This window comes from Flavobacterium sp. Arc2, assembly GCF_041431385.1.
Classification (GTDB): domain Bacteria; phylum Bacteroidota; class Bacteroidia; order Flavobacteriales; family Flavobacteriaceae; genus Flavobacterium.
The window spans coordinates 91,671-116,963 of the sequence record NZ_JASMRH010000013.1; the positions used below are offsets into that span (position 1 = coordinate 91,671).

General features: G+C 33.6%; 20 protein-coding genes. 16 read left to right on the forward strand and 4 right to left on the reverse strand.

All coding sequences use genetic code 11. The annotated features are described in order from the left end of the window. The first annotated feature begins 1 nt into the window (after position 1). Positions 2-382, forward strand: a complete 381-nt coding sequence (locus tag QO182_RS10795) for a TraR/DksA family transcriptional regulator (protein ID WP_371561596.1) — start codon at positions 2-4, stop codon at positions 380-382. A gap of 117 nt (positions 383-499) precedes the next feature. Further along, positions 500-1,099, forward strand: a complete 600-nt coding sequence (locus QO182_RS10800) for a lipoprotein signal peptidase (RefSeq protein ID WP_371537593.1) — start codon at positions 500-502, stop codon at positions 1,097-1,099. 54 nt (positions 1,100-1,153) lie between these two features. On the opposite strand, the gene QO182_RS10805 is transcribed toward QO182_RS10800, so the two are convergent. From QO182_RS10805 to QO182_RS10815, 3 genes are read right to left on the reverse strand one after another with little or no spacing between them, the layout of a single operon-like run. Next, positions 1,154-1,351, reverse strand: coding sequence for a hypothetical protein (locus tag QO182_RS10805; protein WP_371561598.1), 198 nt, complete (start codon positions 1,349-1,351; stop codon positions 1,154-1,156). 35 nt (positions 1,352-1,386) lie between these two features. Beyond that, positions 1,387-1,962: a 5-formyltetrahydrofolate cyclo-ligase gene (locus QO182_RS10810; RefSeq protein WP_371561600.1), complete on the reverse strand. Its 576-nt coding sequence runs from the start codon at positions 1,960-1,962 to the stop codon at positions 1,387-1,389. After that, positions 1,952-2,926 (reverse strand): succinylglutamate desuccinylase/aspartoacylase family protein, encoded by a 975-nt coding sequence (locus tag QO182_RS10815; RefSeq protein ID WP_371561602.1) that lies wholly within the window; start codon positions 2,924-2,926, stop codon positions 1,952-1,954. Before QO182_RS10815 ends, QO182_RS10810 begins: the two co-directional genes overlap by 11 nt. Before the next feature lie 139 nt (positions 2,927-3,065). Here QO182_RS10815 and uvrC point away from each other — a divergent pair, with 139 nt between their 5' ends. The 12 genes from uvrC to QO182_RS10875 all read left to right on the forward strand — a co-directional run bounded on the left by uvrC (position 3,066) and on the right by QO182_RS10875 (position 22,868). Next, the gene (gene uvrC / locus QO182_RS10820) at positions 3,066-4,865 is read left to right on the forward strand and encodes an excinuclease ABC subunit UvrC (RefSeq protein ID WP_371561604.1); all 1,800 of its coding nucleotides are present in this window, start codon (positions 3,066-3,068) and stop codon (positions 4,863-4,865) included. 58 nt (positions 4,866-4,923) lie between these two features. Continuing rightward, the gene (locus QO182_RS10825; RefSeq protein ID WP_371561606.1) at positions 4,924-7,125 is read left to right on the forward strand and encodes a patatin-like phospholipase family protein; all 2,202 of its coding nucleotides are present in this window, start codon (positions 4,924-4,926) and stop codon (positions 7,123-7,125) included. A 183-nt stretch (positions 7,126-7,308) separates the two neighbouring features. Continuing rightward, positions 7,309-8,466, forward strand: a complete 1,158-nt coding sequence (locus tag QO182_RS10830; protein WP_371561608.1) for a homogentisate 1,2-dioxygenase — start codon at positions 7,309-7,311, stop codon at positions 8,464-8,466. Positions 8,467-8,663: 197 nt separating this feature from the next. Continuing rightward, positions 8,664-9,824, forward strand: coding sequence for a 4-hydroxyphenylpyruvate dioxygenase (gene hppD, locus QO182_RS10835; protein ID WP_371561610.1), 1,161 nt, complete (start codon positions 8,664-8,666; stop codon positions 9,822-9,824). A 290-nt stretch (positions 9,825-10,114) separates the two neighbouring features. Further along, positions 10,115-10,885: a DUF3108 domain-containing protein gene (locus QO182_RS10840; protein ID WP_371561612.1), complete on the forward strand. Its 771-nt coding sequence runs from the start codon at positions 10,115-10,117 to the stop codon at positions 10,883-10,885. Further along, positions 10,885-11,820, forward strand: coding sequence for a tryptophan 2,3-dioxygenase family protein (locus QO182_RS10845; protein WP_371561615.1), 936 nt, complete (start codon positions 10,885-10,887; stop codon positions 11,818-11,820). The genes QO182_RS10840 and QO182_RS10845 overlap by 1 nt, the downstream gene beginning before the upstream one ends. A 26-nt stretch (positions 11,821-11,846) precedes the next feature. Beyond that, positions 11,847-13,079 carry a peptidoglycan DD-metalloendopeptidase family protein gene (locus QO182_RS10850; RefSeq protein WP_371561616.1) on the forward strand — a complete coding sequence of 411 codons (1,233 nt, stop codon included), beginning with the start codon at positions 11,847-11,849 and terminating at the stop codon, positions 13,077-13,079. A gap of 184 nt (positions 13,080-13,263) precedes the next feature. Beyond that, positions 13,264-14,916, forward strand: a complete 1,653-nt coding sequence (pgi, locus tag QO182_RS10855; protein WP_371561618.1) for a glucose-6-phosphate isomerase — start codon at positions 13,264-13,266, stop codon at positions 14,914-14,916. Positions 14,917-15,503: 587 nt separating this feature from the next. Beyond that, entirely contained in the window at positions 15,504-18,065 is a 2,562-nt protein-coding gene (locus tag QO182_RS10860) for a TonB-dependent receptor (RefSeq protein ID WP_371561620.1), read from the forward strand. Between the two features lie 436 nt (positions 18,066-18,501). Next, complete coding sequence (locus tag QO182_RS10865; protein ID WP_371537564.1) at positions 18,502-21,744, forward strand: carboxypeptidase regulatory-like domain-containing protein; 3,243 nt, start codon at positions 18,502-18,504, stop codon at positions 21,742-21,744. Between the two features lie 94 nt (positions 21,745-21,838). Then, positions 21,839-22,261: a hypothetical protein gene (locus tag QO182_RS10870; protein ID WP_371537561.1), complete on the forward strand. Its 423-nt coding sequence runs from the start codon at positions 21,839-21,841 to the stop codon at positions 22,259-22,261. A gap of 85 nt (positions 22,262-22,346) precedes the next feature. Further along, positions 22,347-22,868 carry a septal ring lytic transglycosylase RlpA family protein gene (locus QO182_RS10875; RefSeq protein WP_371537560.1) on the forward strand — a complete coding sequence of 174 codons (522 nt, stop codon included), beginning with the start codon at positions 22,347-22,349 and terminating at the stop codon, positions 22,866-22,868. On the opposite strand, the gene QO182_RS10880 is transcribed toward QO182_RS10875, so the two are convergent. Then, positions 22,869-23,339, reverse strand: a complete 471-nt coding sequence (locus QO182_RS10880; RefSeq protein WP_371561622.1) for a CYTH domain-containing protein — start codon at positions 23,337-23,339, stop codon at positions 22,869-22,871. 212 nt (positions 23,340-23,551) lie between these two features. Here QO182_RS10880 and dinB point away from each other — a divergent pair, with 212 nt between their 5' ends. Both dinB and QO182_RS10890 read left to right on the forward strand, forming a co-directional pair. Beyond that, positions 23,552-24,634, forward strand: coding sequence for a DNA polymerase IV (gene dinB / locus QO182_RS10885; protein WP_371537554.1), 1,083 nt, complete (start codon positions 23,552-23,554; stop codon positions 24,632-24,634). A 92-nt stretch (positions 24,635-24,726) separates the two neighbouring features. Further along, positions 24,727-25,242: a PAS domain-containing protein gene (locus QO182_RS10890; protein WP_371537551.1), complete on the forward strand. Its 516-nt coding sequence runs from the start codon at positions 24,727-24,729 to the stop codon at positions 25,240-25,242. Positions 25,243-25,293 lie beyond the last annotated feature (51 nt).

Here is a 25,293-nt window from a genome sequence, read left to right on the forward strand (position 1 = left end):
TATGGTAGAGACACCAACAAGATATTCTGACGCTGATTTGGCAGAGTTCAAAGAGATAATCCTAAATAAAATTCAAAAAGCGCAATTCGATCTAGATTTGATAAAAAGTGCTTACATGAATGATTTGAATAACGGAACTGATGATACTTCACCTACATTCAAAGCATTTGAGGAAGGTAGTGAGTCTATGTCTAAAGAAGCAAATTCACAATTAGCGATCCGTCAGGAGAAATTTATTCGTGATTTAAAAAATGCATTATTCCGCGTAGAGAATAAAACATACGGTATATGTAGAGTTACAGGTAAGCTAATTAGTAAAGAGCGACTAAAAATTGTTCCTCATGCTACCATGAGTATCGAAGCTAAAAACTCGCAACGCTAAGAAATTTAAATTTTCAATAGTAAAATTCCAAATTCCAATAATAACTTATAAAATTATTGGGATTTGGAATTTATTTTTTAGAATTTAACTACTTTTGCGCCACTTAAAATTTATAAAATGTCATTACGAAAAGCGTATCTACTTATCTTCATTATATTAATCGTTGATCAAGTTTCGAAAATATATATCAAAACTAATTTTGTATTAGGAGAAGAAGTGGAAGTTTTTAGATGGTTCAAAATTCTATTCATTGAAAACGAAGGGATGGCATGGGGTACTGAAATCCCTGGGACTTACGGTAAATTAATTCTAACGTTATTTAGGTTAGTTGCTGTTGGTGGAATTGGGTATTGGTTATGGGATTCTGTTGAGAAGAAGCACAGTTCAAATTACTTGGTTGTAGCTATTGCATTAATACTGGCAGGAGCTTTTGGAAATATAATTGACTCTGTTTTTTATGGTGTTATTTTTGACGATAGCCACTCTCAATTAGCTACTCTATTTTCAGATCAACCTTATGGAACCTATTTTCATGGTAAAGTAGTTGATATGTTTTATTTTCCATTCTGGCATGGAACCCTGCCTAACTGGTTGCCTATTTGGGGCGGGAATGATTTTACTTTCTTCAATGCCATCTTTAATATAGCTGATATGGCTATTTCGACAGGTGTAGGGATATTAATATTTTTCAATAAAAAAGCTTTTCATAAGAGTTAGACTTCAAAAGTCAGATAAAAAAAAGACCAATTCAGAATTGAATTGGTCTTTTTTTTATTTTTTATTATGCCCCGGTGCATAATATTTTGCGCTTTTACTGCCATTAATTTTTTTGGCTTGCCCAGGTGGAATTCTTTTTGCTTTATAATTTGACTTGTTTGTTGTAGTTCTGAAGCTACAACTTGACAATGATATAGTAAAGAGGATAACCATAACGGTCATAACAAATTTTGAAGTTTTAGTAACTTTCATAAGTTAAAATATTTTTTAGACTGCGAAATTAGGTGTTATTGTTCGAAGTTGTAGCTGTTTTTTGGACTGATGCAATAATCCATACAAATATCGTCTTCATGAGTATCGTTAATTGACGCTTCAGGTTCAAAAAATGAGAGTCCAATTTTAATAGTTTCCGGGGCGCATTCTCCTAAAAATCGATCGTAGAAACCTTTGCCGTAGCCCACACGATGACCTTGTTTGTCGTAAGCCAATAACGGTATAAAAACGACTTCAATTTTATTAGAAGGAACTTCGATTCCGTCAACGGGTTCTGGAATGTTATATTCGTTTTTCTTTATTTTTGTGTTGTCAGTCAAAAGGAAATGGGTCATCTTTCGAGTTTCGAAATCTGCTTTTGAAATGATTATTTCTTTATCTTTCCCAGAAAGTAAGTGCAGGATTAATTCGGTGTCGACTTCTTTTTGTTCCGTAATGGGCAGAAAAATATGGAAATATGTCTTTTCCCAAATAGGCAATGCGAGCAACTGATTAGTAATAGCTAAACTCATGGTCTCTATGTCGATGTCAGTCAATTGACTCCTTAGCGCCTTATACTTCGAGCGTAATTCCTTTTTATTACTTTGCATTCCTAATTGTTTTTGAGATGTGGTAAATCGCATCGCCTTGATAGACAATGGGAGAAAGGTTTGCATTGATGATGTAGCCCTCATTCGGTGCGTTTACCGTTCGCTCAAACTCTCCAAAAGGATCCGTAATGATAGCAAGAAGAGTTCCTTTTTGCACATAACGGCCTATGCAGCCATTATCATGTAATAAACCAGAACATTGTGCTCGTATCCAAGACGATTTTTCAATATAAATAGTTTCCGATTCTGTTTCCTCAATACTATGTTTCGAATCTAACATATCAAGATGGCTTAAAAGGCGTTTTGTACCTTGTACCCCAGCATCTGTAACAGACTCATTAATATTAAGGGATTTTCCTCCTTCAAAAAGCAACATTTTCACGTTCAATTTGTGGCTTGCATTCCTGAACGAACCGGGAACGTTTTTAGAAAATAAAGTAAACGGAGCATTAAAGGCATTTGCTAATGTTATTAATTCCGGATTATTTGGAGCAAGTCGAATCTGAGGAGCATTGAATCGGCTGGCACCCCCTGCATGAAAGTCAACTGCGTAATCAATTAAAGGCATAATTTCAGTAAGCGTGTGATAGGCGAAGCGACTAGCAAGAGAGCCATTCTTGCTCCCTGGAAAAACGCGATTCAAGTCCCTGCCATCGGGAAATTTTCTGCTTTTGTTAAGGAAACCAAACATATTTATTATGGGAATGCATATGATTGTTCCTTTTTTCGGGATGTTAATTTTCTTAGTGATAAGTTGGCGAACGATCTCAATACCATTGATTTCATCACCATGAATTCCCGCTGAAAAAAGAACAGTGGGGCCATCGATTTTAGAACGATGAATTATTATTGGAATTTTTAGTTCGCCAGTGTTATGTAGTTTGGCAATTTCCATATCGATTGTTTTGCTCTCGCCTGGCAAAATGGATTCTCCTAAAATGATAATGGGTTTGATGTTTTTCATGATGTATTAAAAAACCAAAATTAGAAATTATTATTTGTAATTCGTAAATTTGGACTTAAATAGATAAATAACCTCAAAGTAATAAAAATGGATATGCATCTCGCCGAATCAAGATGTATCTTTGTGAAATAACATAATAATGCAAAACCCAACTCTAGCGCTTCAAATACAAACATTACCTGATGGTCCTGGTGTATATCAATATTATGATAAGGACGGAAAAATATTGTATGTGGGGAAAGCCAAGAATCTAAAAAAAAGAGTTTCTTCCTATTTCAATAAAATTCATGATGTTGCCAAAACGAATGTATTGGTAAAAAAGATTGTAACTATAAAGCATATTGTTGTTCCTACAGAAACAGATGCGCTACTGTTAGAAAATAATCTTATAAAAACCTTGCAACCGCGTTACAATGTATTGTTGCGCGACGATAAAAGCTACCCTTGGCTGTGCATAAAAAAGGAGCCTTTTTCCCGAATTTTTTCCACTAGGAGAGTGGTGAAGGATGGCTCGGAGTATTTTGGTCCATACACTAGTTTTAAAACGGTGAATACGATTCTAGAGTTGATAAAAGAGCTTTATCCATTGCGGACATGTAATTATGATTTAAGTAAGTCAAATATAGAAAGTGGGAAGTTTAAGGTTTGTCTGGAATATCACATCGGGAATTGTAAAGGACCTTGTGAAGGGCATGAATCCCTTGAAGATTATCAAAAACAAGTGGATGCCATTCGAGAAATACTAAAAGGAAATTTCAAAGAAAGTATGAAAGACTTCAAAAGGGTGATGATGGATTTAGCTCAAAATATGCATTTTGAAGAAGCGCAGAAAATAAAAGAAAAAATAGAAGTGCTTGAGAATTATCAATCACGCTCCACAATCGTAAACCCTAAAATCACTAATATCGATGTGTTCTCCATTGTTTCTGACGAAAGCGCCGCTTATGTAAATTTTTTACAAATTTCACATGGTTCGATTATTCGATCTCATACTATGGAAATCAAGAAAAAACTAGAGGAAACCGATGCTGAATTATTAGAGTTGGCGATAATCGAACTCCGAGAACGTTTCCAATTATTATCTAGGGAAGTAATTGTTCCTTTTTCAGTTGATTTGGGTGAAAATTTAAAAGTGACGGTACCACAATTAGGAGATAAAAAACAAATTTTGGACCTTTCTATTCGAAATGCAAAATTTTATAGAATCGAACAGTTAAAGCAATTGCAAATTGTAGATCCTGATAGGCATACTAATAGGATTATGGCGCAAATGAAAAAAGACCTGCGATTGTCATTTGAACCAAGGCATATTGAATGCTTTGACAACTCAAATATTCAAGGGACAAATCCAGTTGCTGCTTGTGTCGTGTTTAAAGATGGTAAACCTAGTAAGAAAGACTATCGTCATTTTAATATAAAAACGGTTGAAGGACCAGATGATTTTGCGTCAATGACCGAAGTAGTGTATCGACGTTACAAAAGGCTATTGGATGAAAAGCAGCCTTTACCGCAGTTAATAATTATTGACGGTGGAAAAGGACAGCTTTCGGCAGCGTTAAAAAGTATAGATGATTTAGGGCTGAGAGGAAAAATAGCAATAATTGGTATAGCTAAGAGGTTAGAAGAATTGTTCTACCCGGGAGATTCAGTTCCTTTGTATCTAGATAAAAAATCAGAGACGTTGAAAGTAATTCAGCAATTGCGAAATGAAGCGCATCGATTTGGTATTACACATCATAGGGATCAAAGGAGTAAAGCGGCGCTAAATTCTTCAATAGAATCCATTCCTGGGATTGGCGAAAAAACAATGTTAGCATTAATACAACATTTTAAAAGTGTTAAAAGACTGAAATTAGCAACCGAAAAGGAAATTTCTGATGTGATAGGTGGTTCAAAAGCCAAAAAAATAGTCGACTTTTACAAAATGGTAACTGAATGACCTTAAGCGAAATAATAATTTAACAAAGAGTACTACCAATAAATATCCCATGCTTTTTATGAAAAAACAGATCCTTTTACTTTTTGTTTTATTGAGTTGTTTGAATTTGTTTTCCCAAGAAAAGAACAGACCAAAAATAGGCTTGGTTTTAAGCGGTGGTGGTGCCAAAGGTTTTGCTCACATAGGGGTTTTGAAAGTGCTTGAGGAAGCAGGCTTGAAAATTGATTATATTGGTGGAACAAGTATGGGAGCCGTTGTTGGAGGGCTTTATGCTTCGGGATACACTGCGTCTCAGATTGATTCGATATTTCAATCCACTAATTTTGATGAATTAATAAGTGATTTTATTCCAAGGTCTTCCAAGAATTTTTATGAAAAAAAGAATGATGAACTGTACGCTCTCGTACTACCATTTAATAAATTTAAAATAGGAATACCGGAGGCCCTTTCTAAGGGAATGTATAATTTTAATCTATTAAGCAGAATAACAAGACATGTAAGGCATGTGAGGGATTTTAATAAATTGCCAATTCCTTTTTTATGCATCGCTACTGATATTGAAACGGGAAAAGAGGTTTTATTAAATAAAGGAAATCTGGCGCAGGCCATGATTGCCACCTCCGCATTTCCATCCTTATTTTCTCCAGTAGAAATAGATGGTAAACTCCTAGTAGACGGCGGAGTGACTAATAATTACCCTATCGATGAAGTAAAAAAGCTTGGTGCAGATATAATCATTGGTGTAGATGTACAAGATGATTTAAGAGATAGAAATTCCCTTAAAGATGCCACTAAGATTTTGGTTCAAATCACAAACCTTCATTCGATAGAAAAAATGAAGGAAAGTATTTCGAAAACAGATATATACATCAAACCTGATATTAAAGATTATGGAGTTATTTCATTTGATAAAGGGAAGGAGATTATTATAAAAGGCGAGGAAGCTACTTTTGCAGTGTATGAAAAAATAGAAGCGCTTGTGGGCGATTCAAATAAATATCAAAAACCAAAATTAAAAATTTCAACAGATAGTTTGTGCATTGACAATATAAATTGCGATGAGTTAGATAATTATACTAAAGATTATGTGATTGGGAAATTAAGATTTAAGCCCAAAACTAAAATCACATATAAGCAGTTAGAAGCAGGGATAAATAATATTAATGCGACAGAAAATTTTAGAACTATTAATTATACGCTGAATCCAATCGATGAGAAGGATGATTTGAATCTTATTTTAAAAGAGAATAAAACAAAATCCTATTTAAAATTTGGCTTGCATTATGATGGTTTGTTTAAAAGTGCTGTCTTAGTAAACTTAACTCGTAAAAAAACATTGTTTAAAAATGATGTTGCATCGCTGGATATTGCACTTGGCGATAACTTCAGATATAATTTTGGCTATTATATTGAAAATGGTTACAATCTAAGTTTTGGATTTAAATCCTATTTCAATCAGTTCAATAAAAATATAACCAGTGAATTCAGTATTTTAGATTTTCAAGACTTAGGTGTAAGTTCAATTAATGTTGATTTTTCGGATGTGACAAACCAGATTTATTTCCAATCTTTATTTGTGCAAAAATTTCTTATAGGTGGAGGGTTAGAGTATAAATTTCTGAAAATTAATTCAGGAACATTGGCTAATAGCAATCCTGTGATTGACAAAAGTAATTATTTAAGTCTTTTTGGGTATTTGAATTATGATTCATTTGATAACAAGTTTTTTCCTAAAAAAGGATGGTATTTTTCTGGAGACATACAGTCTTTTTTAGTTTCATCGGACTACACAGATACGTTTAACCAATTTTCGATTGCAAAAACTGATTTTGGATTTGCTACAACAATCTTTAAAAACACTACGATTAAAATTCAAACAGAAGCTGGATTTTCATTTGGAAATGACAGCGTTAGCTTTTTTAATTTTGTTTTGGGAGGGTATGGCTACAATCAAATCAATAATTTCAGGCATTTTTATGGTTATGATTTTTTAAGTTTAGCAGCTAATAGTTATGTCAAGTCGACAGGGACTATTGATTATGAGTTTTATAAAAAAAACCATTTGAATTTTTCTGCAAATTTCGCCAACTTGGGAGATAGAATGTTTGAGTCCGTTGGTTGGGTGTCGCTGCCAAAATATTCAGGTTATGCAGTAGGGTACGGTTTAGAAACCATTATCGGTCCAATAGAAATTAAACATACCTGGTCTCCAGAAGTTAAGAAAGGATATACATGGTTTAGTGTTGGATTTTTATTTTAAATTTAATCTATATCAATAAAAATTCCGATATTTGTTATAATGAAAACTAAATGGCTAGGTTTATTGGATTATCTTCAATTCCTCATCAAGAGAAATCCTGAATGAGTAACTATTTTTTGATTTAACTTAGTGCGTTATAAAGTAATCTCTACTTTAAACTGTTAAACTTATAAATAAATAATCATGCCATTATATCATAAATTGGGGACTTTCCCTCAAAAAAGACACACACAATTTGAAAAACCTGAAGGGGGTTTTTATTACGAGCAACTATTTGGAACAGAAGGTTTTCACGGGAATTCTGCATTGATGTACCATGTTCACCGACCTACACAGGTAAAAGAAATCATTAAAAGCTATTCTGTCGAGCCTAAAATTGCCATTGGTAAAAACATTAAGTCCTTATTGTTAAAAGGGTTTGATTTAAAAGCCGAAGATGACTTTCTAGACAGCCGTAAAGCATTGCTTGTTAATAAAGACTGTACTATAGGGCTAGCTGCACCAAAGAAATCATTACGCGAGTATTTTTATAAAAACGCCGATGCGGATGAAATGATATTCATTCACAAAGGGAAAGGGAAACTGCGCACCATGATGGGGAATATCCCATTTGAATACGGAGATTATCTGATTATTCCTAGGGGGATTATCTATCAGATTGATTTTGAAACGGAAGTTAATAGATTGCTATATGTCGAGTCTTTCGCGCCAATTTATACGCCAAAACGTTATAAAAATGAATCAGGTCAACACCTGGAGCATTCACCATTTTGTGAGCGCGATTTTATTTTGCCAAATGAATTGGAAACTGACGACGAAAAAGGAGATTTTCTTATCAAAATTAAAAAAGAAGGAATGATGCATGAAGTGGTTTATGCCACGCATCCTTTTGATGTAGTGGGTTGGGATGGCTACAATTTTCCATACGGATTCAGCATTCATAATTTCGAACCTATAACAGGACGCGTTCATCAACCGCCACCAGTACACCAAACATTTGAAACATCTACTTTTGTGATATGTTCATTTGTACCAAGGTTGTACGATTACCATCCAAAAGCAATTCCTGCTCCCTACAATCATAGTAACGTAGATAGTGATGAGGTTTTGTATTACGTTGACGGTGATTTTATGAGTAGAAATAATATCGAACAAGGTCATATTACATTGCACCCAAAAGGGATTCCGCACGGACCAGCTCCTGGAGCTATGGAACGTAGTATTGGACATAAGGAAACGCACGAGTTGGCGGTAATGGTAGATACTTTTAGAACACTTATGGTAACAGAAGAAGCCATGGGAATCGACGATGGTCAATATTACAAATCTTGGGTTGAGTAAGTCGTTACGAGTAACGTGACAAACTAATCTCACTTAGTATATCAAGTTGTATAAGGAGCTTTTTCCTGCTGTACGCGATATCTTTCTGTTTTTAAAGAAAAAACACAAAGGATGCTGCTTCCATCAGGGCTAGGCTTTGGAACAATCAATAACATTTTCGGTAATGATAAAAAACCGAATTATAAAAAATAAGTAAAATGGCAAAAGAAGTAAAATCAGTAGAATACGGATTAGAAAAAATATTTGAAGGAGCGCAAGATTTCCTTCCTTTATTGGGAACTGATTATGTAGAATTCTATGTAGGAAACGCAAAACAATCAGCACATTATTATAAAACGGCTTTTGGATACCAATCATTGGCTTATGCAGGCTTAGAGACTGGAGTAAGAGATCGAACTTCTTATGTGTTGAAACAAGATAAGATACGTATCGTTCTGACGACACCTTTAACTCAAGATTCTCCTATTCATGAGCATTTAAGAAAGCATGGCGACGGAGTGAAAGTAGCGGCTCTTTGGGTAGAAGATGCAACTAGTGCTTACGAAGAAACAATGAAACGTGGCGCTCGTTCTTTTATGGAGCCTACAGTTGAAAAAGATGAATTTGGTGAAGTAGTGCGTTCTGGGATTTACACCTATGGCGAAACCGTTCATATTTTTGTGGAGCGTAAAAATTACAAAGGTGTTTTCTTGCCGGGATATAAAGAATGGAAATCAGATTACAACCCAGAACCTACCGGATTGAAATACATTGACCACATGGTAGGGAATGTAGGTTGGAATGAAATGAATACTTGGGTTAAGTTCTATGAAGATGTGATGGGGTTTGTAAATTTCCTTTCTTTTGATGATAAACAAATTAATACAGAATATTCAGCCTTAATGAGTAAGGTTATGTCTAATGGAAACGGTCGTATTAAGTTCCCTATCAATGAGCCTGCAGAAGGGAAGAAAAAATCACAAATCGAGGAATATCTTGATTTTTACGGCGGACCCGGAATACAGCATATAGCAATCGCAACCGATGATATTATTAAAACAGTAAGTGAGTTGAAAGCTAGAGGTGTGGAATTTTTGTCGGCTCCTCCTCATACTTATTATCAGGCAATTCCAGAACGATTGGGAGACCACATGAAAATGATGAAAGAGGATTTAAATGAAATAGAAAAGTTGGCTATTATGGTAGACGCAGATGAAGAAGGGTATTTATTACAAATCTTCACAAAACCAGTACAAGACAGACCTACTTTGTTTTTTGAAATTATTCAAAGAATGGGTGCTAAAGGCTTTGGGGCGGGTAACTTTAAAGCTTTGTTCGAGTCTATAGAGCGCGAGCAAGCATTGCGAGGAACGCTGTAGAAATGCGTTTTTTTTGCATTATGTGAAAAAATAACTATCGAACTAGCTGTAATTTTGTGAATGATATGTTAAACTTTATTTTTTGATAAAAAATGTGGTTTTGTTGTATACCTTTGCACTCGCAAAATGGAAGGGGTGGTTTCCTTCCGTATTGATATAAATTTCATAATTTATAGTTTTTTGGTTAGTTAATAGCATAAAAACTCAGTCATTATTTGACTGAGTTTTTTTGTTTTGATATATTTGGAACAAAATTTGCAAGTCGAATCAATAAATAGACAAAGTACGTTATGAAAAAATTTATACTATTCTTATTATTGATATTAACCGTAAGTTTTGACTCTCCTAAAGATGATGCTTACGATGTGGGTGAATGGTTTAAATTCCGCATCCATTATGGTATTGTAAATGCTGGATATGCTACACTAGAAGTCAAGGACGCGGTGGTAAGTAACAAAAGAACATATCATGTTATTGGCAAAGGATTCACGACAGGGATGTCTCGCTTTTTTTTCAAAGTGGATGACCTGTATGAAAGTTATATTGATAAAGAATCTGGTAACCCGCTTCAGTATGTAAGGAAGATTAACGAAGGAGGATATACTAAAAATCAAGAAGGTTTTTTTAACCAATCAGCTAATACTGTTTTGGTAAAAGATTATAAAAACAGAAACGAAAAAACTTTTGTTACCCCAAAAAATACTCAAGACATTTTATCTGCGTTCTACTATTTGAGAAATTACCCCAATATTGATAAAATTAATCCAGGTGAGTCGATTGTCATCAATATGTTTGTTGATGATGAAACCACAAAATTTAAGTTAAAGTTTGTAGGTCGTGAAGATATTACAACTAAATTTGGCGTTGTGTCATCTATGATCTTTAAACCTATGGTGCAATCAGGTCGTGTTTTTAAAGAACAAGAGAGTCTAACAGTCTGGATTTCAGACGACAATAATAGATTGCCTATTCGAATAAAAGCGGACTTAGCAGTGGGGTCAATAAAAGCAGACTTGGATGCATTTAAAGGACTAAACAATCCATTTAAAATAAAAAGATAATGAAAATTAGTGAGAATGCAGAAGCTATTTTAAACGAAATTGAGCAAAAGTATGCATCCATAGACCAAAAAACAGAAACGCACTTAGAAGGGTTACTTTGGTCTAAACCAATTACCTATTGGGATTACATCCAGACCGATGCCTTGTTAAATATACAAACACAAAGGACAACTCTTCCAGATGAAATGGTTTTTATCATGTATCATCAGGTCAACGAATTGATATTTAAGATGATTCTTTGGGAGATGAATCAAATTTCCTATGCTGAAAATATCAAAACAGATTTTTTTACAGAAAGGTTAATGAGAGTCAGCCGTTATTTTGACATGCTTACTACCTCTTTCAGTATTATGGAAAATGGGATGGAAGTAGAACAATATATGAAGTTCAGAAACACTTTGACGCCTGCAAGTGGTTTTCAAAGCGCTCAGTACCGTTTGATTGAATTTTCTTCTACAGATTTGATTAATCTTATCGATAATAGGTACAGAGGGACTATCGATCGAAATACGCCTTACGAACATGCTTTTGAACATTTATATTGGCAAGCAGCGGGCAAAGACTACGCAACTGGTAAGAAGTCCTACTTGTTAGAAGAATTTGAAAGAAAATACAAAAAGTCATTTTTAGATTACATGGAGGAGTATAACACTATTAATATCTGGCAGAAATTCAAGCAACTTCCAGATGGTGACCAGAAAAACCCTGAGTTAGTAAAAGCAATGCGTCATTTTGATCATACCGTAAATATTACCTGGGTGATGCAACATCTTAATGTGGCTATAAAGTACATTGATCAAAGCGGAAAAGGTACTGGCGAAGCAACCGGAGGAAGTGACTGGAAGAAATACATGCACCCAAAATACCAGCGAAGGATATTTTTTCCGGAGTTATGGAGCGCTGATGAATTAGCGAACTGGGGTGTAGAAATTTAAGTTAAATTAAAAAAATAAAATACGGTTTGAAGCAAGTAGTAATAATTTTTATAGTATTGACAGTAATACTATCCTGCAATAAATCCAATAATAAACCAGAAATACAAAGTAAAATTAAGACCGTTAAACCAATAGCAGAAGATTCTGATTTTGGGTTTAATTATTCTGAATTCAATGTCGTTCACGACACCATCAAAAGAGGAGATACTTTTGGTACAATTATAAGCAAACAGAACATTGGGAACCGAAAAATGTTTGAGATTGTAAACAGTGTGAGGGATACTTTTAATGTTCGTTACATTAAGCCTAACAGAGCATACACGATGCTTAGGTCAAAAGACAAAACAAATAAGTTAGAGGTTTTTGTATATCAACCAGATGCTTTGAGCTATTATATTTTTGATTTTAGAGATAGCACAGTCGTAGCTCATAAGAAAATAAGACCTATTACTATCAGAAGACGGACTATAGGTGGTGTTCTAAAAGGATCATTATCTGAAACTTTAGGGAATGCCGGAGTAGAGGCAGCTTTAGCAAGTAGAATCACAAAAATATATTCATGGTCAATTGACTTTTTTAAATTAAAAAAGGGCGACCGCTTTGCTCTTACTTTTACGGAAAGATTTATAAATGATTCAATTTATGATGGAGTAGAGAATCTGGAAGCTTCTTTTTTTGAATACAAAGGCAAAATCATTTATGCCTTCCCTTATGTTCAAAATCCTGCTTCAGGAAAAGTGGGGTATTATGATGAGGACGGAAAAACGTTAAAGAATTTCTTTCTTAAAACACCTATTAAATTCAGTAGATTGACTTCGCGGTTTACAATGAATAGATATCATCCAGTGCAACACAGGTGGAAAGCACATAAAGGAACTGATTATGCTGCTCCAACGGGTACGCCAATTACAACCACTGCTTCAGGAACAGTCGAAAGAACTGGGTATACTGCAGGAAATGGTAATTATGTGAAGGTAAAACACAATGGTACCTATTCTACTCAATATTTACACATGTCAAAAATTTTGGTTCGACGTGGTCAACATGTCAATCAAGGAGATGTTATTGGTAGAGTTGGGAGTACGGGTTTAGCAACAGGACCTCATGTTTGTTATCGCTTCTGGAAAAACGGAAAACAGGTAGATGCCTTAAAGTTGAAGTTACCAGGAGGAGAACCAATGAACAGTGCAAATAGAGCCCGTTATTTAAAGACTATTGAGCCATTAAAATTTGAGTTAGACAGTATTGGGAATTTATAAATCAAAAGGTTGATTTATTAGGGAGCGCAATTATTTACTATAGATAATTGCGCTCCCTTCTTTTTTGGCAATTAATTTTTTTTTGATTTCTCTTAAATTGTGATAAAAATTAAAAGGGTTAATCAATTAAAACTAATTTCAGTATTTTTGTCAAAATAGAACTAATACTTGAATTAAAATAAAAATGGCCTTAAACACAATAAACCCCACACACACAGAATCCTGGAAAAAACTGCAAAAGCACTTTGATGAAATGCAAAATGCTACTATGCAAGGGATGTTTCAGGCGGATGTTACCAGAACAGCTAAGTTTAACCTGAAATGGAATAATTTTTTAATAGACTATTCAAAGAATATTATCAATCAAGAAACCATTGATCTTTTGCTGGAATTGGCAAATGAAGTAGGTTTGAAAAAGGCGATTTCAGATTACTTTAGCGGAGAGATCATTAATCAAACCGAAAACAGAGCGGTACTTCATACTGCCTTAAGGGCAAAAGAATTAGCAGTAGTAAATGTAAATGGGGAAAATGTAATTCCTGAAATTTATGGTGTAAAAAGAAAGATAAAAGCTTTTACAAATGAAATAATTGCAGGAGGAAGAACGGGATATAGTGGGAAACCTTTTACTGATATTGTAAATATAGGTATTGGAGGTTCTGATTTAGGTCCGGCTATGGTTGTTGAAGCATTGCAGTTTTATAAAAATCAGTTAAATGTTCATTTTGTTTCAAATATAGATGGAGATCATGTAAATGAAATCGTAAAAAGACTAAATCCGGAAACGACTCTTTTTGTTGTTGTTTCTAAAACATTTACAACCCAAGAAACATTAACAAATTCCGAAACAATCAAAGAGTGGTTTTTATCTAAGGAATTTGGAACAACTCAAGAGGATATAGCCAAACATTTTGTGGCTGTGTCTACTAATATTCAAAAAGTAACTGAATTTGGAATTAATCCAGACAATGTATTCCCGATGTGGGACTGGGTTGGTGGTCGTTTTTCATTGTGGAGCGCCGTTGGGTTAACGATCAGTTTGGCAGTAGGCTTTGATAATTTTGATGAATTGTTAAGTGGTGCAAATGAAATGGACGACCATTTTAACAGTGCTGATTTTGATCAAAATATGCCGGTTGTACTGGCTTTATTGAGTATCTGGTATAATAACTTCTTTGGGGCTGAAAGCGAAGCTTTGATTCCTTACACACAATATCTTCAAAAACTGGCTCCTTATTTACAACAGGGGACAATGGAAAGTAATGGTAAAAGTGTAGGTAGAGACGGAAATCCTGTTAATTATGAGACTGGAACTATTATTTGGGGAGAACCGGGGACTAATGCGCAACATGCTTTTTTTCAATTAATTCATCAAGGAACGAAGTTAATCCCTTCAGATTTCATTGGATTTGTAAAACCATTGTATGGTGATGAAGACCACCATGATAAACTGATGTCTAATTACTTTGCACAAACGGAAGCTTTAATGCAGGGTAAAACCGCAGAAAAGGTACAGGCTGAATTCGATAAGCAAGGACTAGACGCTGAGCGAGCAAAATTCTTACTGCCTTTTAAAGTTTTTGCAGGTAATAAGCCTACTAATACCATTCTAATTGAAAAATTGACGCCAAAGTCATTAGGATCTTTAATTGCACTATACGAACACAAGATTTTTGTGCAAGGAGTTATTTGGAATATATTTAGTTTTGATCAATGGGGAGTGGAGCTAGGAAAACAATTAGCGAATTCTATTTTAGAAGAACTTAATTCGAAAGAAATAAAAGGTCATGATAGTTCGACTGCATTCCTTTTAGATTACTATTTGAAGAATAAATAAAATTGAGATGTTAAAGTAAAGATTCGCTATTATGGATTCTTAGAATAGTTTACTAAAGCCGATATGATGGAAAGTCCTTGTTTTAATTAACAAGGGCTTTTTCTTTGCTATAAGGTTACTGCTTGTATTAGATCTTTTTATTTGTTTAACAATGATTGTAAAGTGTTAAAAATGCGGTTGCATCATGCCGGTCTTTAGAAACACACATTTACGGGGGGAATTCATAAGTCGAAATAAACATCAATTTTGGTTTGAGAGAAGTATGAAGCTTAGGACGGTTAATTCTGTTTATTGAAGTTTTTTTTTTGAGCAAATGTGTCGATTTTTGGTGTAATAGAAAAGATTGATTTTAAAGAAAAATCAGTCTTTTGTCATTTTTCGGGAATTTGTATTTTTTTTGCATTTAAACAAGTATATTAACAATTATAGATGTTAAAATTTATTAATTAACCTATTTTTAAGGAAAAAATATTAATTTAATAAATTCTATTGGGTGCGATATCAGGATTTGTTAACATTGTCTTAACTCTTTTAGTTAAAATTGTTATAATTTCGCAGCAATTAATAAAAAACAAAAAATGAAGACAATGAAAAATTGGTTACTCTCTGGATTACTGTTTTTAATGGTTACAACGGCATTTTCTCAAGGGAAAATTACTGGAACTATTACTGACGGACAAGGCTCATTACCTGGTGCAAATGTTGCAATCAAAGGAACTAAAACTGGCGTTTCTGCAGATTTTGATGGTAAATTCTCAATTAACACAACTGTTAACTCTGGAGAATTAGTTATTTCTTTTTTAGGCTTCGAACCTAAAACTGTTAAGTTTAGTGTTGCAGAAGGAACTACAAAAAACTTAGGAACTATCGTTTTAACTTCAAATTCTAATGAATTAAGTGAAATTGTTGTTGTAGGTAGAGGAATTATCGATTTAGCAAAAGGTAGAAAAACGGCAATTGCTGTTTCTACTATTAAAGCTGAAGAAATTCAGGCTAAAATTGGTTCATCTGATGTAATTCAGGCTCTTGTAAATACACCTTCTGTATATGTTGCTGGTCAAGCTGGTGGATATGGAGATTCAAGAATTAGTGTACGTGGTTTTGCTCAAGACAATACTGCTTTCTTATTAAATGGTCAGCCTATTAATGGAATGGAAGATGGGAAAATGTACTGGTCTAACTGGTCAGGAATGTCTGATATCGCAAATATAATTCAAATTCAAAGAGGATTAGGTTCTTCTAAATTAGCAATATCTTCTGTAGGAGGAACAGTAAACTTCGTTACAAAGGCTACTGATAAAAAACAAGGTGGTTTTGCTTCATTTGGTCAAGCAAATGACAACTATTTTAAATCTACAATTGCTTATAACACTGGTATGAGTAAAACCGGATGGGGAACAAGTGTTTTGTTTTCTCATTGGCAAGGTGATGGTTACAATGATGGAACTAAAGGTCAGGGACAAAACTATTTTATCTCTATAGGGTATAAAGCAAATGACAAACATAGCTTTAACTTCATTTTAACTGGAGCGCCACAAACACATGATCAAAATTATGGTAAAAAGTTAAGTGATTTTGAAAAGTATGGTAGAAAATACAATAATAACTGGGGAACTCTAAACGGAGAATATCTTTCAGCGGTTGGAAATTATTACCATAAACCAGTTGCTAACTTAAACTGGGATTTTAATATTAGTGATAAATCAAGTTTATCTACTGTTCTTTATGCTTCATGGGGAAGAGGTGGTAGTGTAGGTACTGTTGGTTCAATAAAAAGAACAGCTACTGATAATGTTGATTTTGATGCTACTGTAGCTGCAAATCTAGCTAGCACAACTGGAGCTGCAACTGGTGCATTGCGTAACTCAGTTAACAATCACGCTTGGTATGGTTTAGTAACTAATTTTAAAACAGAATTAACTGAGGATATCGACTTTAATATGGGGCTTGATTTAAGAACCTACAAAGGAACTCACTTCAGACAACTTACAAATTTATTAGGAGCTGACTATTATTTAGATAAATACAATGTAAATATTCCTAATAATAAAATATACGAGACTAACACAAATAATGCTTGGGCAGTTTTATCAAATACAGCTTCTGTTGAGAATAGATATTCTTGGGATTATGATGAAACTATTTCTTATGGAGGTTTCTTTTCTCAAATAGAATATGCAAAAGACAATGTTTCTGCATTTTTCCAAGGAGCGGTTTCAAACCAATCTCACGAAAGATTTGATAGATATGCTTACCTTCCTGCAGATGCAAAATCAGAAAAGGTTAACAATGTAGGATATAATGTTAAGGCTGGTGGTAGTTACAAAATAGGTGGTAACGGTTCATTTTATGTAAATGCAGGTTATTATTCTCGTCAACCTTACCATGATAATATATATCTTAATTACGGAAATGAAGTAAACCCATTAACTAAAAACGAAAAAGTGGTAGGTTTAGAAGCAGGTTACAGCTTTAAATCAAAATTTTTAAGCGGTAGTGTTAATGCCTATAGAACTTCTTGGAAAGATAGAGTTACTACAAGTTCTAATGAAGTTGATAATGATTTACAATACACAACTAATGAGGGAGTAGAACAACTTCACTCTGGGTTAGAGTTAGATTTCGTTGCTAAGCCATTCTCTAGATTAGATATTAGTGGTTTTGCTTCTGTTGGAGATTATCATTATGTAGGAGATGCTGTAAAAACGGTAAGAGATTCAGATAGAAATATACTTAGCAGCTCTAAAGTAGATGTTGATGGAGGTAAAGTAGGTGATGCTGCACAGGTTACTCTAGGATTAGGATTTAAATATGAAATCGCAACTCGTTTTTCTATTGATGCTGACTGGAGAAATTATGAAAAATTATATGCAAACGTTGGGTCAGTTAAAAATAATGTGGAATTACCAAGTTATGACTTAGTTGATGCAGGACTTTCTTATAAAATGCTAACAGGAAAAGATAAAAAGAGATCAGTGGTTTTTAGAATAAATATTAACAATTTATTCAATGAAATTTATGTTTCTGAATTGACTACAAACATTGCTGCTAATGCGGGTGATGTTACAATCAATGGTCTTAATGCTAATAACAAAGGGTATTATGGTTTTGGAACAACTTGGAATGCTTCTATGCGTTTCAATTTCTAGTAGTTCACAAAAAAATTATCTAGAATTTGATTTAGAATAATTTTGGAAATAATTATTTAAAAAGCAGATGAGAAATCATCTGCTTTTTTTGTTTTATGAATTTTGAATATTTAAAAGAAATAGGAGAAGAAATTGATTATAAGAAGTGAAGAGACGTTTTTTAAGCCATGATTTTAAGATACATCAAGGTTTTTTCTATTTTATGGGCATTCTTGATTTTTTGATTTTGGTGTATTTTTTACTTGACCCATAAAATCGTTGTTTTTTAACATTTTAAGTAACGAATATTTAAAATAAGTTCGGAAACAGCCATAAAGCAGATAAAAATCCAAAATTATGTTAAAAAGAACCAATCAGTGTCTTTTTATTAACAATTAATTAACATTAGTTTGCCAAAAATGTTAGATTTTTGCCAAAAATTTTTAATCTAAAAATTATGAAAAAATTATTGAAGTTATTTTTAATACTGGTTGCATTTGTAGGTGCGGGGACTAGTATTTATGCTCAGGGTAATACAACTTCTTCTATTAATGGGGTAGTTTACGACAATGAGTCAGAATCTTTGCCTGGAGCATCAGTTCTCGCGACTCATGTGTCTTCAGGAACTCGTTATACAGCTACGACTGATATTAACGGTAATTTTAGAATTTCTAACATGAGAGTTGGAGGCCCTTATAAAGTGGTTGTTACTTTTGTAGGATTTAGAACGTTTGAAGAAAATAATGTTTTCCTTCAATTAGGAGAGTCAAAAAACTTCAAAATTGTTTTAGTAGATGAAGCGAGCGAACTTAAGGAAGTTGTCGTTAAGGGTACTAAGAATAATACATTTAATTCAAAAAGGACAGGTGCTCAAACAGTAATTGATTCAGATAAAATTAAATCATTACCTTCACTTTCGAGAAATATAGCAGATTTTGCTAGATTAACTCCACAAGCTCAATTACGTGGTGATGATGTTCTTTCAATAGGTGGTCAAAATAATAGATTCAATGCTATTTATATCGATGGAGCAGTAAGTAACGATGTTTTCGGTTTAGCTGCTAATGGAACAAATGGTGGACAAACTGGGGTTAGCCCGATATCAGTAGATGCAATTGAACAATTTCAAGTGAGTGTTGCTCCTTATGATGTGAAATTGTCTGGTTTTGCAGGTGGGGCTATTAGTGCGATTACTCGTTCAGGAACTAATAATTTTGAAGGTTCAGCTTATTATTTAAATAGAAATCAAGACTTAGTAGCAAAAACACCTCCTTCTTTGGCTGGATCAAATCCAAGAACGAAATTAGCTGATTTTTCGGCAAAAACTTACGGAGTAAGAGCTGGTGGTTCTATTGTAAAAGATAAATTGTTTTATTTCATTAACTATGAAAAACAAGATAATGAAACTCCTCAACCATTTGATATAGCTAATTATACGGGTCTTTCGGCAAGTAGATTAGGAGAGTTAAGAACTAAACTTGCTTCTTACGGATACGATCCAGGTTCTTTTGAGAACAACGTAAGAACTCTTGTAAGTGATAAATTGATTGGAAAGATAGATTGGAACATCAATGATAATCATAAACTATCTTTAAAACATAGTTATGTAAAAGCAGAAAACTTTTCACCAAGTAGATCTTCTGCTTCTGCAATAAGCTTTATCAATGGTAGTCAGTTGTTTAATTCAACTACTAATTCAACTGCTTTAGAGTTAAACTCAAGATTTGGAAATAAATTTTCAAATAGTTTAGTACTTGCGTATACAAAGGTAATTGATGACAGAAATGCATCAGGAGATGCTTTCCCAACTGTTCAAATCTTTGATGGGTCTTCAGCTAGTATTTATTTTGGTGCAGAAGGTTTTTCTACGGCAAATTTTTTAAGTCAAAAAGTATTGACAATTACTGATAATTTTGAAATTAATGCAGGAATAAGTACGATTACTATTGGTACTCATAATGAATTTTCATCTTCACGTAATGTGTTTTTTGGTAATAATTTTGGCGCATACAGATACAATACCTTAGATGATTTCTTGCTAGGTAAAAGACCGAACAGATTTCAAATGAACTACTCTTTAATTGGTGGTGAAGGTGATGCGTCTTTAGGAGCTGCAGAATTTGGTACAAAACAATTTGGATTTTATATTCAAAATGAAATGAGATTAAGCGACAATTTCAAACTTTCATATGGAGTTAGAGTAGATGTTCCTGTTTGGGAAGATGGTTTAGCTAATGATGATTTTAATAATAGAACAGCTGGTCTTTTACAAGCTGCTGGTAAAGATTTACAAGGAGCACGTGTAGGGCAAGGTATATCTAACACAGCTCATATCGCACCACGTTTAGGTTTTAATTATGACGTTAATGGTAAAAAATCAACTCAGTTTAGAGGTGGATTAGGGATTTTTACTTCTAGATTACCATTAGTATGGCCAGGTGGAACGTATAATAACAATGGTATTTCTCAAGGAGCTATTTCTATTACTAATGCTACTCAAACACCAGTTTTTAATCCAAATCCTAGTGTTGCTAGTCAAATTGCACCACTTCCTGCTTCATACCCACGTCCAGGTTCTGGAGGAAAAGGTGGAAATATAGATTTATTTGCTAAAGATTTTAAATTACCTCAGGTATTTAAAGCGAGTTTTGCAGTTGATCAAAAATTACCATTTGGTTTTGTATTCACATCTGAAATCACTTATAACGATAATATTAGTGCGATTACTTATGAGAATTTAAATATCAAAGCGGCTTCAAGTAATTTATCTGGTGCTGATAATAGACCACGTTACAATGGAAATACTAGAGTAGACCCTACTTATTTAGGTATTTATTTAGCTTCAAATACAGATGAAGGTAAAGCGCATAATATCTCTTTTACATTGACTAAGAATTTCAAATCTGATTTTATTGATGCTAATATTTCTGGGACTTACTCTTATGGAAAATCAACAGTTTTATTAGACGCGACTTCTTCTCAAAACAGTTCTCAGTGGAATAATACTGAAACTGTGAATGGTGCAAATTCTTTAGCACTTTCTAGATCTGATTTTGATCAAGGAAGAAGAATTATTTCTAATGGTAATGCAACATTCAAATGGAGTAAATTTACTAAAACTAGATTAGGGTTCTTCTATGAAGGAGCTGCAGGAACTCCAATAAGTTATGTGTATAATGATTCAGGTCGTTTGTTACAAGATACGTTTTCTAATTCAGCATTGATTTACGTTCCTGCTTCTCAAAGTGAAATTAACCTAGTATCTACTGCTTCAAACACATTGACACCTCAAGCACAATGGGATGCTCTTAGTACTTTCATTGAAGGGAATAAATATTTGAGAGATAGAAAAGGAACTTATGCAGAGCGTAATGGTGATCGTTTGAAAACGACACACGTTGTAGATTTAAAATTTGCACAAGAATTTATTATCACATCAGGAAAAAAGAAACATACATTGGAATTCACAGCTGATATTTTTAACTTCACAAACCTTTTGAATAAAAATTGGGGTAAAAGATATTTCACAAGTTTTGACCAAGTTCAATTGCTTAAACAAGAAGGATTCTTAACTGGAACAACTACACCTACATTTAGTTATGATCCTAAAATAGCTAACAATATTAACCAAATTGATGACGTTGGTCTTAATTCATCAAGATGGCAAATACAAACAGGAGCTCGTTATACTTTTAACTAAGTTCTGTTAACTTTAAAAAACCCTCATTTCAATTAGAAATGAGGGTTTTTTTTGGCCTTTTTTGTTTATATTTGAATTTCAAAAAATAAATTATATGTACGAATTTTTAAGAGAATTTCATTCTGGTTGGGCTTATATTGCTCTAGTGTTATTAGTTGTTGCAGTTGTTAATGCTTTTGTTGGAATGTTTTCCAAAAAAGAATTTACCGCTAGGGATAGAAAGATTGCAATCTTTGGATTGATAGGAACGCATACTCAACTATTAATTGGATTGATTTTGTATTTTGTTTCTCCTCTTGGTTTTGCTTCATTGGGACAAATGTCTGATAAAGCATTGCGCTTGACTTCTTTAGAGCATCCTCTAATTAATATTATTGCTATTACATTAATCACGATAGGGTGGTCTAAACATAAAAAATTAATAACAAGTGAATCTAAATTTAAAACTTTTTCTATTTTTTACGGAATTGGATTATTGCTTATTTTGAGTAGAATTCCATGGTCAATGTGGTTATAAAAAAAACAAAAAAAGTCCTATTTATAGGACTTTTTTTATCAAGGTATGGTTTTTGTTTAAACAGAGTCGAACTAAAAAGTTAATAATGAGAAAATCAATAACAGTCCTCTTTCTATTTGCCGTGGTTGCATTGGTTAGTAGTCAAGGGCAAATTATAAATAATCAAAAAACGCCAATTCAGAAATCTGTTATTCAAAAGTCTTTAGTGGCACCCAAAGACACTGTCAAAAAGACAAAAGTCCTAGTTCTTCCGCAAGTACAAGAAATTAAAAAAGACACGGTCGAAGACAAGATGGGGGAGTTAGTATTGTACAAAAAAGATGCGCACGCCTCTTATTATGCTGATAAATTTCACGGAAAAAGAACAGCTAGTGGTGTTTTATTTGACAAGAATAAATATACTGCAGCTCATAAAAAATTCCCGTTTGGAACTAAATTAAAAGTTACGAATCAAGTGAACGGACAATCAGTTATTGTAGAGGTTACAGATAGAGGTCCTTTTGTAAAATCGAGAGAAATTGATCTTTCAAAAAAGGCTTTTATGGAAATAGCAAAAAATAAAGGTATTGGAGTTATGACTGTTACGATTGAGGTTTTTAAAGATTAATTAGTCCCAATTTGTAAATGGATTGATGCTTAAATTTGAATTGTAATATCGATTGTCATTAGTCACTTCTTGTCCTAGCCAATTTGGTTTTTCAAACGGTTCACTTTCATATTTAAGCTCAATTTCGGCGACAATTAATCCTTTGTTTTCGCCATAAAATTCGTCTACTTCATAGATATGCTTTCCTATTTTTACTTCAAAGCGAGTTTTATCAATAACTCCTTTTTGACATAGTAACAATAGGTTTTCGGCTTCGTCTACGGGGATTTCTTTTTCCCACTCAAAACGGGACATGCCTGTCTCATTTGACACTCCTTTTATCGTTATGTAGGCCTTGTCTCCTTTAGTTCGAATTCTAACCGTTCGTTCCGAAACGGAGCTTAAATAACCCTGTTTAATTCGGTTTTGAGAAAAAGATTCTTTTTTATAAGCATCTGACGTAACTAAAAATTTTCTTTCTATTTCTATCATGTTAAATTGTATTTGGCTTTAATGTAAAGTGTCTATTTCAGTTTTAGGTGCTGTGTTTTTATTTTTTAATCTAAAAAAATTAGATTTTGATAAAAAAATAAAGGGGATGCTGTCGCTTTCAATATTTTGTGAGGGTCTCCAATAGTCCAAATGTATCAAATATTTATACTGCAATAGAATGTTTTCATAGAAAAGCTATTTAAATTTGTATCATGTCAGAAAGTATTCCAAATAGAAAAATCATACACATCGACATGGATGCTTTCTATGCCTCTGTGGAGCAAATGGATAATCCTTCATTGCGTGGGAAGCCCGTTGCTGTGGGTGGTTCTGAAAATCGTGGTGTCGTTGCGGCGGCAAGTTATGAGGCACGAAAATTCGGAGTAAGAAGTGCTGTTAGTGGGGTTATGGCCAAGAAAAATTGTCCTGAACTTATTTTTGTCAGTCCGCGATTCGATAGGTATAAAGAGATTTCGAGCAAGATTCATAAGATTTTTAGAGAGTATACTGATTTAGTGGAGCCGCTTTCGCTTGATGAAGCGTACCTAGATGTTACCCAAAATAAAAAGGGAATCGCTAGTGCGAGTCTGTTGGCGGAAGAAATTAGATTGCGTATTTTTAGTGAAGTGGGTTTAACAGCTTCGGCAGGAATATCAGTCAACAAGTTTGTAGCTAAAATCGCTAGTGATTACAACAAACCGAATGGGCAAAAAACAGTAAATCCAGAGGATGTAATCGCGTTTTTAGAGGAATTACCCATTCGAAAATTTTATGGTGTTGGGAAAGTGACAACTGAAAAGATGTATCAATTAGGGATATTTAGTGGTGTTGAGTTAAAAAGTAAGTCATTGGAGTTTCTGGAAAAACATTTTGGAAAATCAGGGGGTTTCTATTTCAATGTCGTAAGGGGAATTCATAACAGCGAAGTTAAGTCAGATCGAATTACGAAATCAGTCGCTGCAGAGCACACTTTTGATGTTAATCTTTCGTCTGAGATATTTATGATGGAGCAATTGGAAAATATTGCAAGTACATTAGAGAAAAGACTTAAAAAACACAATATCTCTGGCAAAACTGTTACCTTAAAAATAAAGTACAGTGATTTTACACAGCAAACCAGAAGTAAAACGTTGCCTTATTTTATTTCAGACAAAGGATTGATTTTAGAAACGGTAAAAGAGCTTTTGTATCAGGAACGCATGAAAGATTCAGTTCGTTTGCTTGGGATATCCTTGAATAATTTAAATACAGAATTAAAGAAAGCTGTGGTCGTGCAGCTGAAGTTTTCTTTTTAATTCATGCTTGATCGGCTTCAACAAAAGTTAAATGACGGAGAAAATTATTTTCTTTTTTCATTTAAAATTATATTTGATTAAAAATTAAGGCTATGTTAGATTTTGAACAATACGATAGTGCGTTTGCGAAGCATCATGATACTCTTGATAGAAGTATAGTTCCTATTTTGTCTTGGGATTTTCACCGTGAATATTTAGATGAAGTAAATAAGATCTTTGCTGACTGTAATAAATTGGATCTAATTGCTAGTAATAGTAAATGGAGTGAATATGATTGGGATTTCAAAAACAAGCTAAAGGAGGAGGTAGTAATTGTTACTGATGCTAAGTTGTCGATTGTATTTGCTTCGCATAACATTACTAAAATGAACGGTTATAAAGAAGTAGAAGTAATTGGGAAAAGCCCAAAAATGTTTCAAGGGAGTGCATCTAGTATAACAACTTCTAGTGAGATTAGAAAAGCAATCCAACTAAGGCAACCTTTTGAAAAAACGGTTTTGAATTACAATAAAAATGGTGAAACCTATTTATGTCTTATTAAAGGTTTTCCAGTATTTAATAGTAAAGGGAACCTATCTCACTTTATTGCTTTTGAAAAAGCTGCATAAAAAAAGCCCTTTCTTTAGAAAAGGGCTTTTGTATATTTTACAAAATCACGA

Excerpts from the sequence above, each read along its gene's own strand:
- QO182_RS10795 (WP_371561596.1), top strand. The coding sequence starts at position 2 with ATGGTAGAGACACCAACAAGATATTCTGACGCTGATTTGGCAGAGTTC.
- QO182_RS10800 (WP_371537593.1), top strand. The coding sequence starts at position 500 with ATGTCATTACGAAAAGCGTATCTACTTATCTTCATTATATTAATCGTT.
- QO182_RS10805 (WP_371561598.1), bottom strand. The coding sequence starts at position 1,351 with ATGAAAGTTACTAAAACTTCAAAATTTGTTATGACCGTTATGGTTATC.
- QO182_RS10810 (WP_371561600.1), bottom strand. The coding sequence starts at position 1,962 with ATGCAAAGTAATAAAAAGGAATTACGCTCGAAGTATAAGGCGCTAAGG.
- QO182_RS10815 (WP_371561602.1), bottom strand. The coding sequence starts at position 2,926 with ATGAAAAACATCAAACCCATTATCATTTTAGGAGAATCCATTTTGCCA.
- uvrC (WP_371561604.1), top strand. The coding sequence starts at position 3,066 with ATGCAAAACCCAACTCTAGCGCTTCAAATACAAACATTACCTGATGGT.
- QO182_RS10825 (WP_371561606.1), top strand. The coding sequence starts at position 4,924 with ATGAAAAAACAGATCCTTTTACTTTTTGTTTTATTGAGTTGTTTGAAT.
- QO182_RS10830 (WP_371561608.1), top strand. The coding sequence starts at position 7,309 with ATGCCATTATATCATAAATTGGGGACTTTCCCTCAAAAAAGACACACA.
- hppD (WP_371561610.1), top strand. The coding sequence starts at position 8,664 with ATGGCAAAAGAAGTAAAATCAGTAGAATACGGATTAGAAAAAATATTT.
- QO182_RS10840 (WP_371561612.1), top strand. The coding sequence starts at position 10,115 with ATGAAAAAATTTATACTATTCTTATTATTGATATTAACCGTAAGTTTT.
- QO182_RS10845 (WP_371561615.1), top strand. The coding sequence starts at position 10,885 with ATGAAAATTAGTGAGAATGCAGAAGCTATTTTAAACGAAATTGAGCAA.
- pgi (WP_371561618.1), top strand. The coding sequence starts at position 13,264 with ATGGCCTTAAACACAATAAACCCCACACACACAGAATCCTGGAAAAAA.
- QO182_RS10860 (WP_371561620.1), top strand. The coding sequence starts at position 15,504 with ATGAAAAATTGGTTACTCTCTGGATTACTGTTTTTAATGGTTACAACG.
- QO182_RS10865 (WP_371537564.1), top strand. The coding sequence starts at position 18,502 with ATGAAAAAATTATTGAAGTTATTTTTAATACTGGTTGCATTTGTAGGT.
- QO182_RS10870 (WP_371537561.1), top strand. The coding sequence starts at position 21,839 with ATGTACGAATTTTTAAGAGAATTTCATTCTGGTTGGGCTTATATTGCT.
- QO182_RS10875 (WP_371537560.1), top strand. The coding sequence starts at position 22,347 with ATGAGAAAATCAATAACAGTCCTCTTTCTATTTGCCGTGGTTGCATTG.
- QO182_RS10880 (WP_371561622.1), bottom strand. The coding sequence starts at position 23,339 with ATGATAGAAATAGAAAGAAAATTTTTAGTTACGTCAGATGCTTATAAA.
- dinB (WP_371537554.1), top strand. The coding sequence starts at position 23,552 with ATGTCAGAAAGTATTCCAAATAGAAAAATCATACACATCGACATGGAT.
- QO182_RS10890 (WP_371537551.1), top strand. The coding sequence starts at position 24,727 with ATGTTAGATTTTGAACAATACGATAGTGCGTTTGCGAAGCATCATGAT.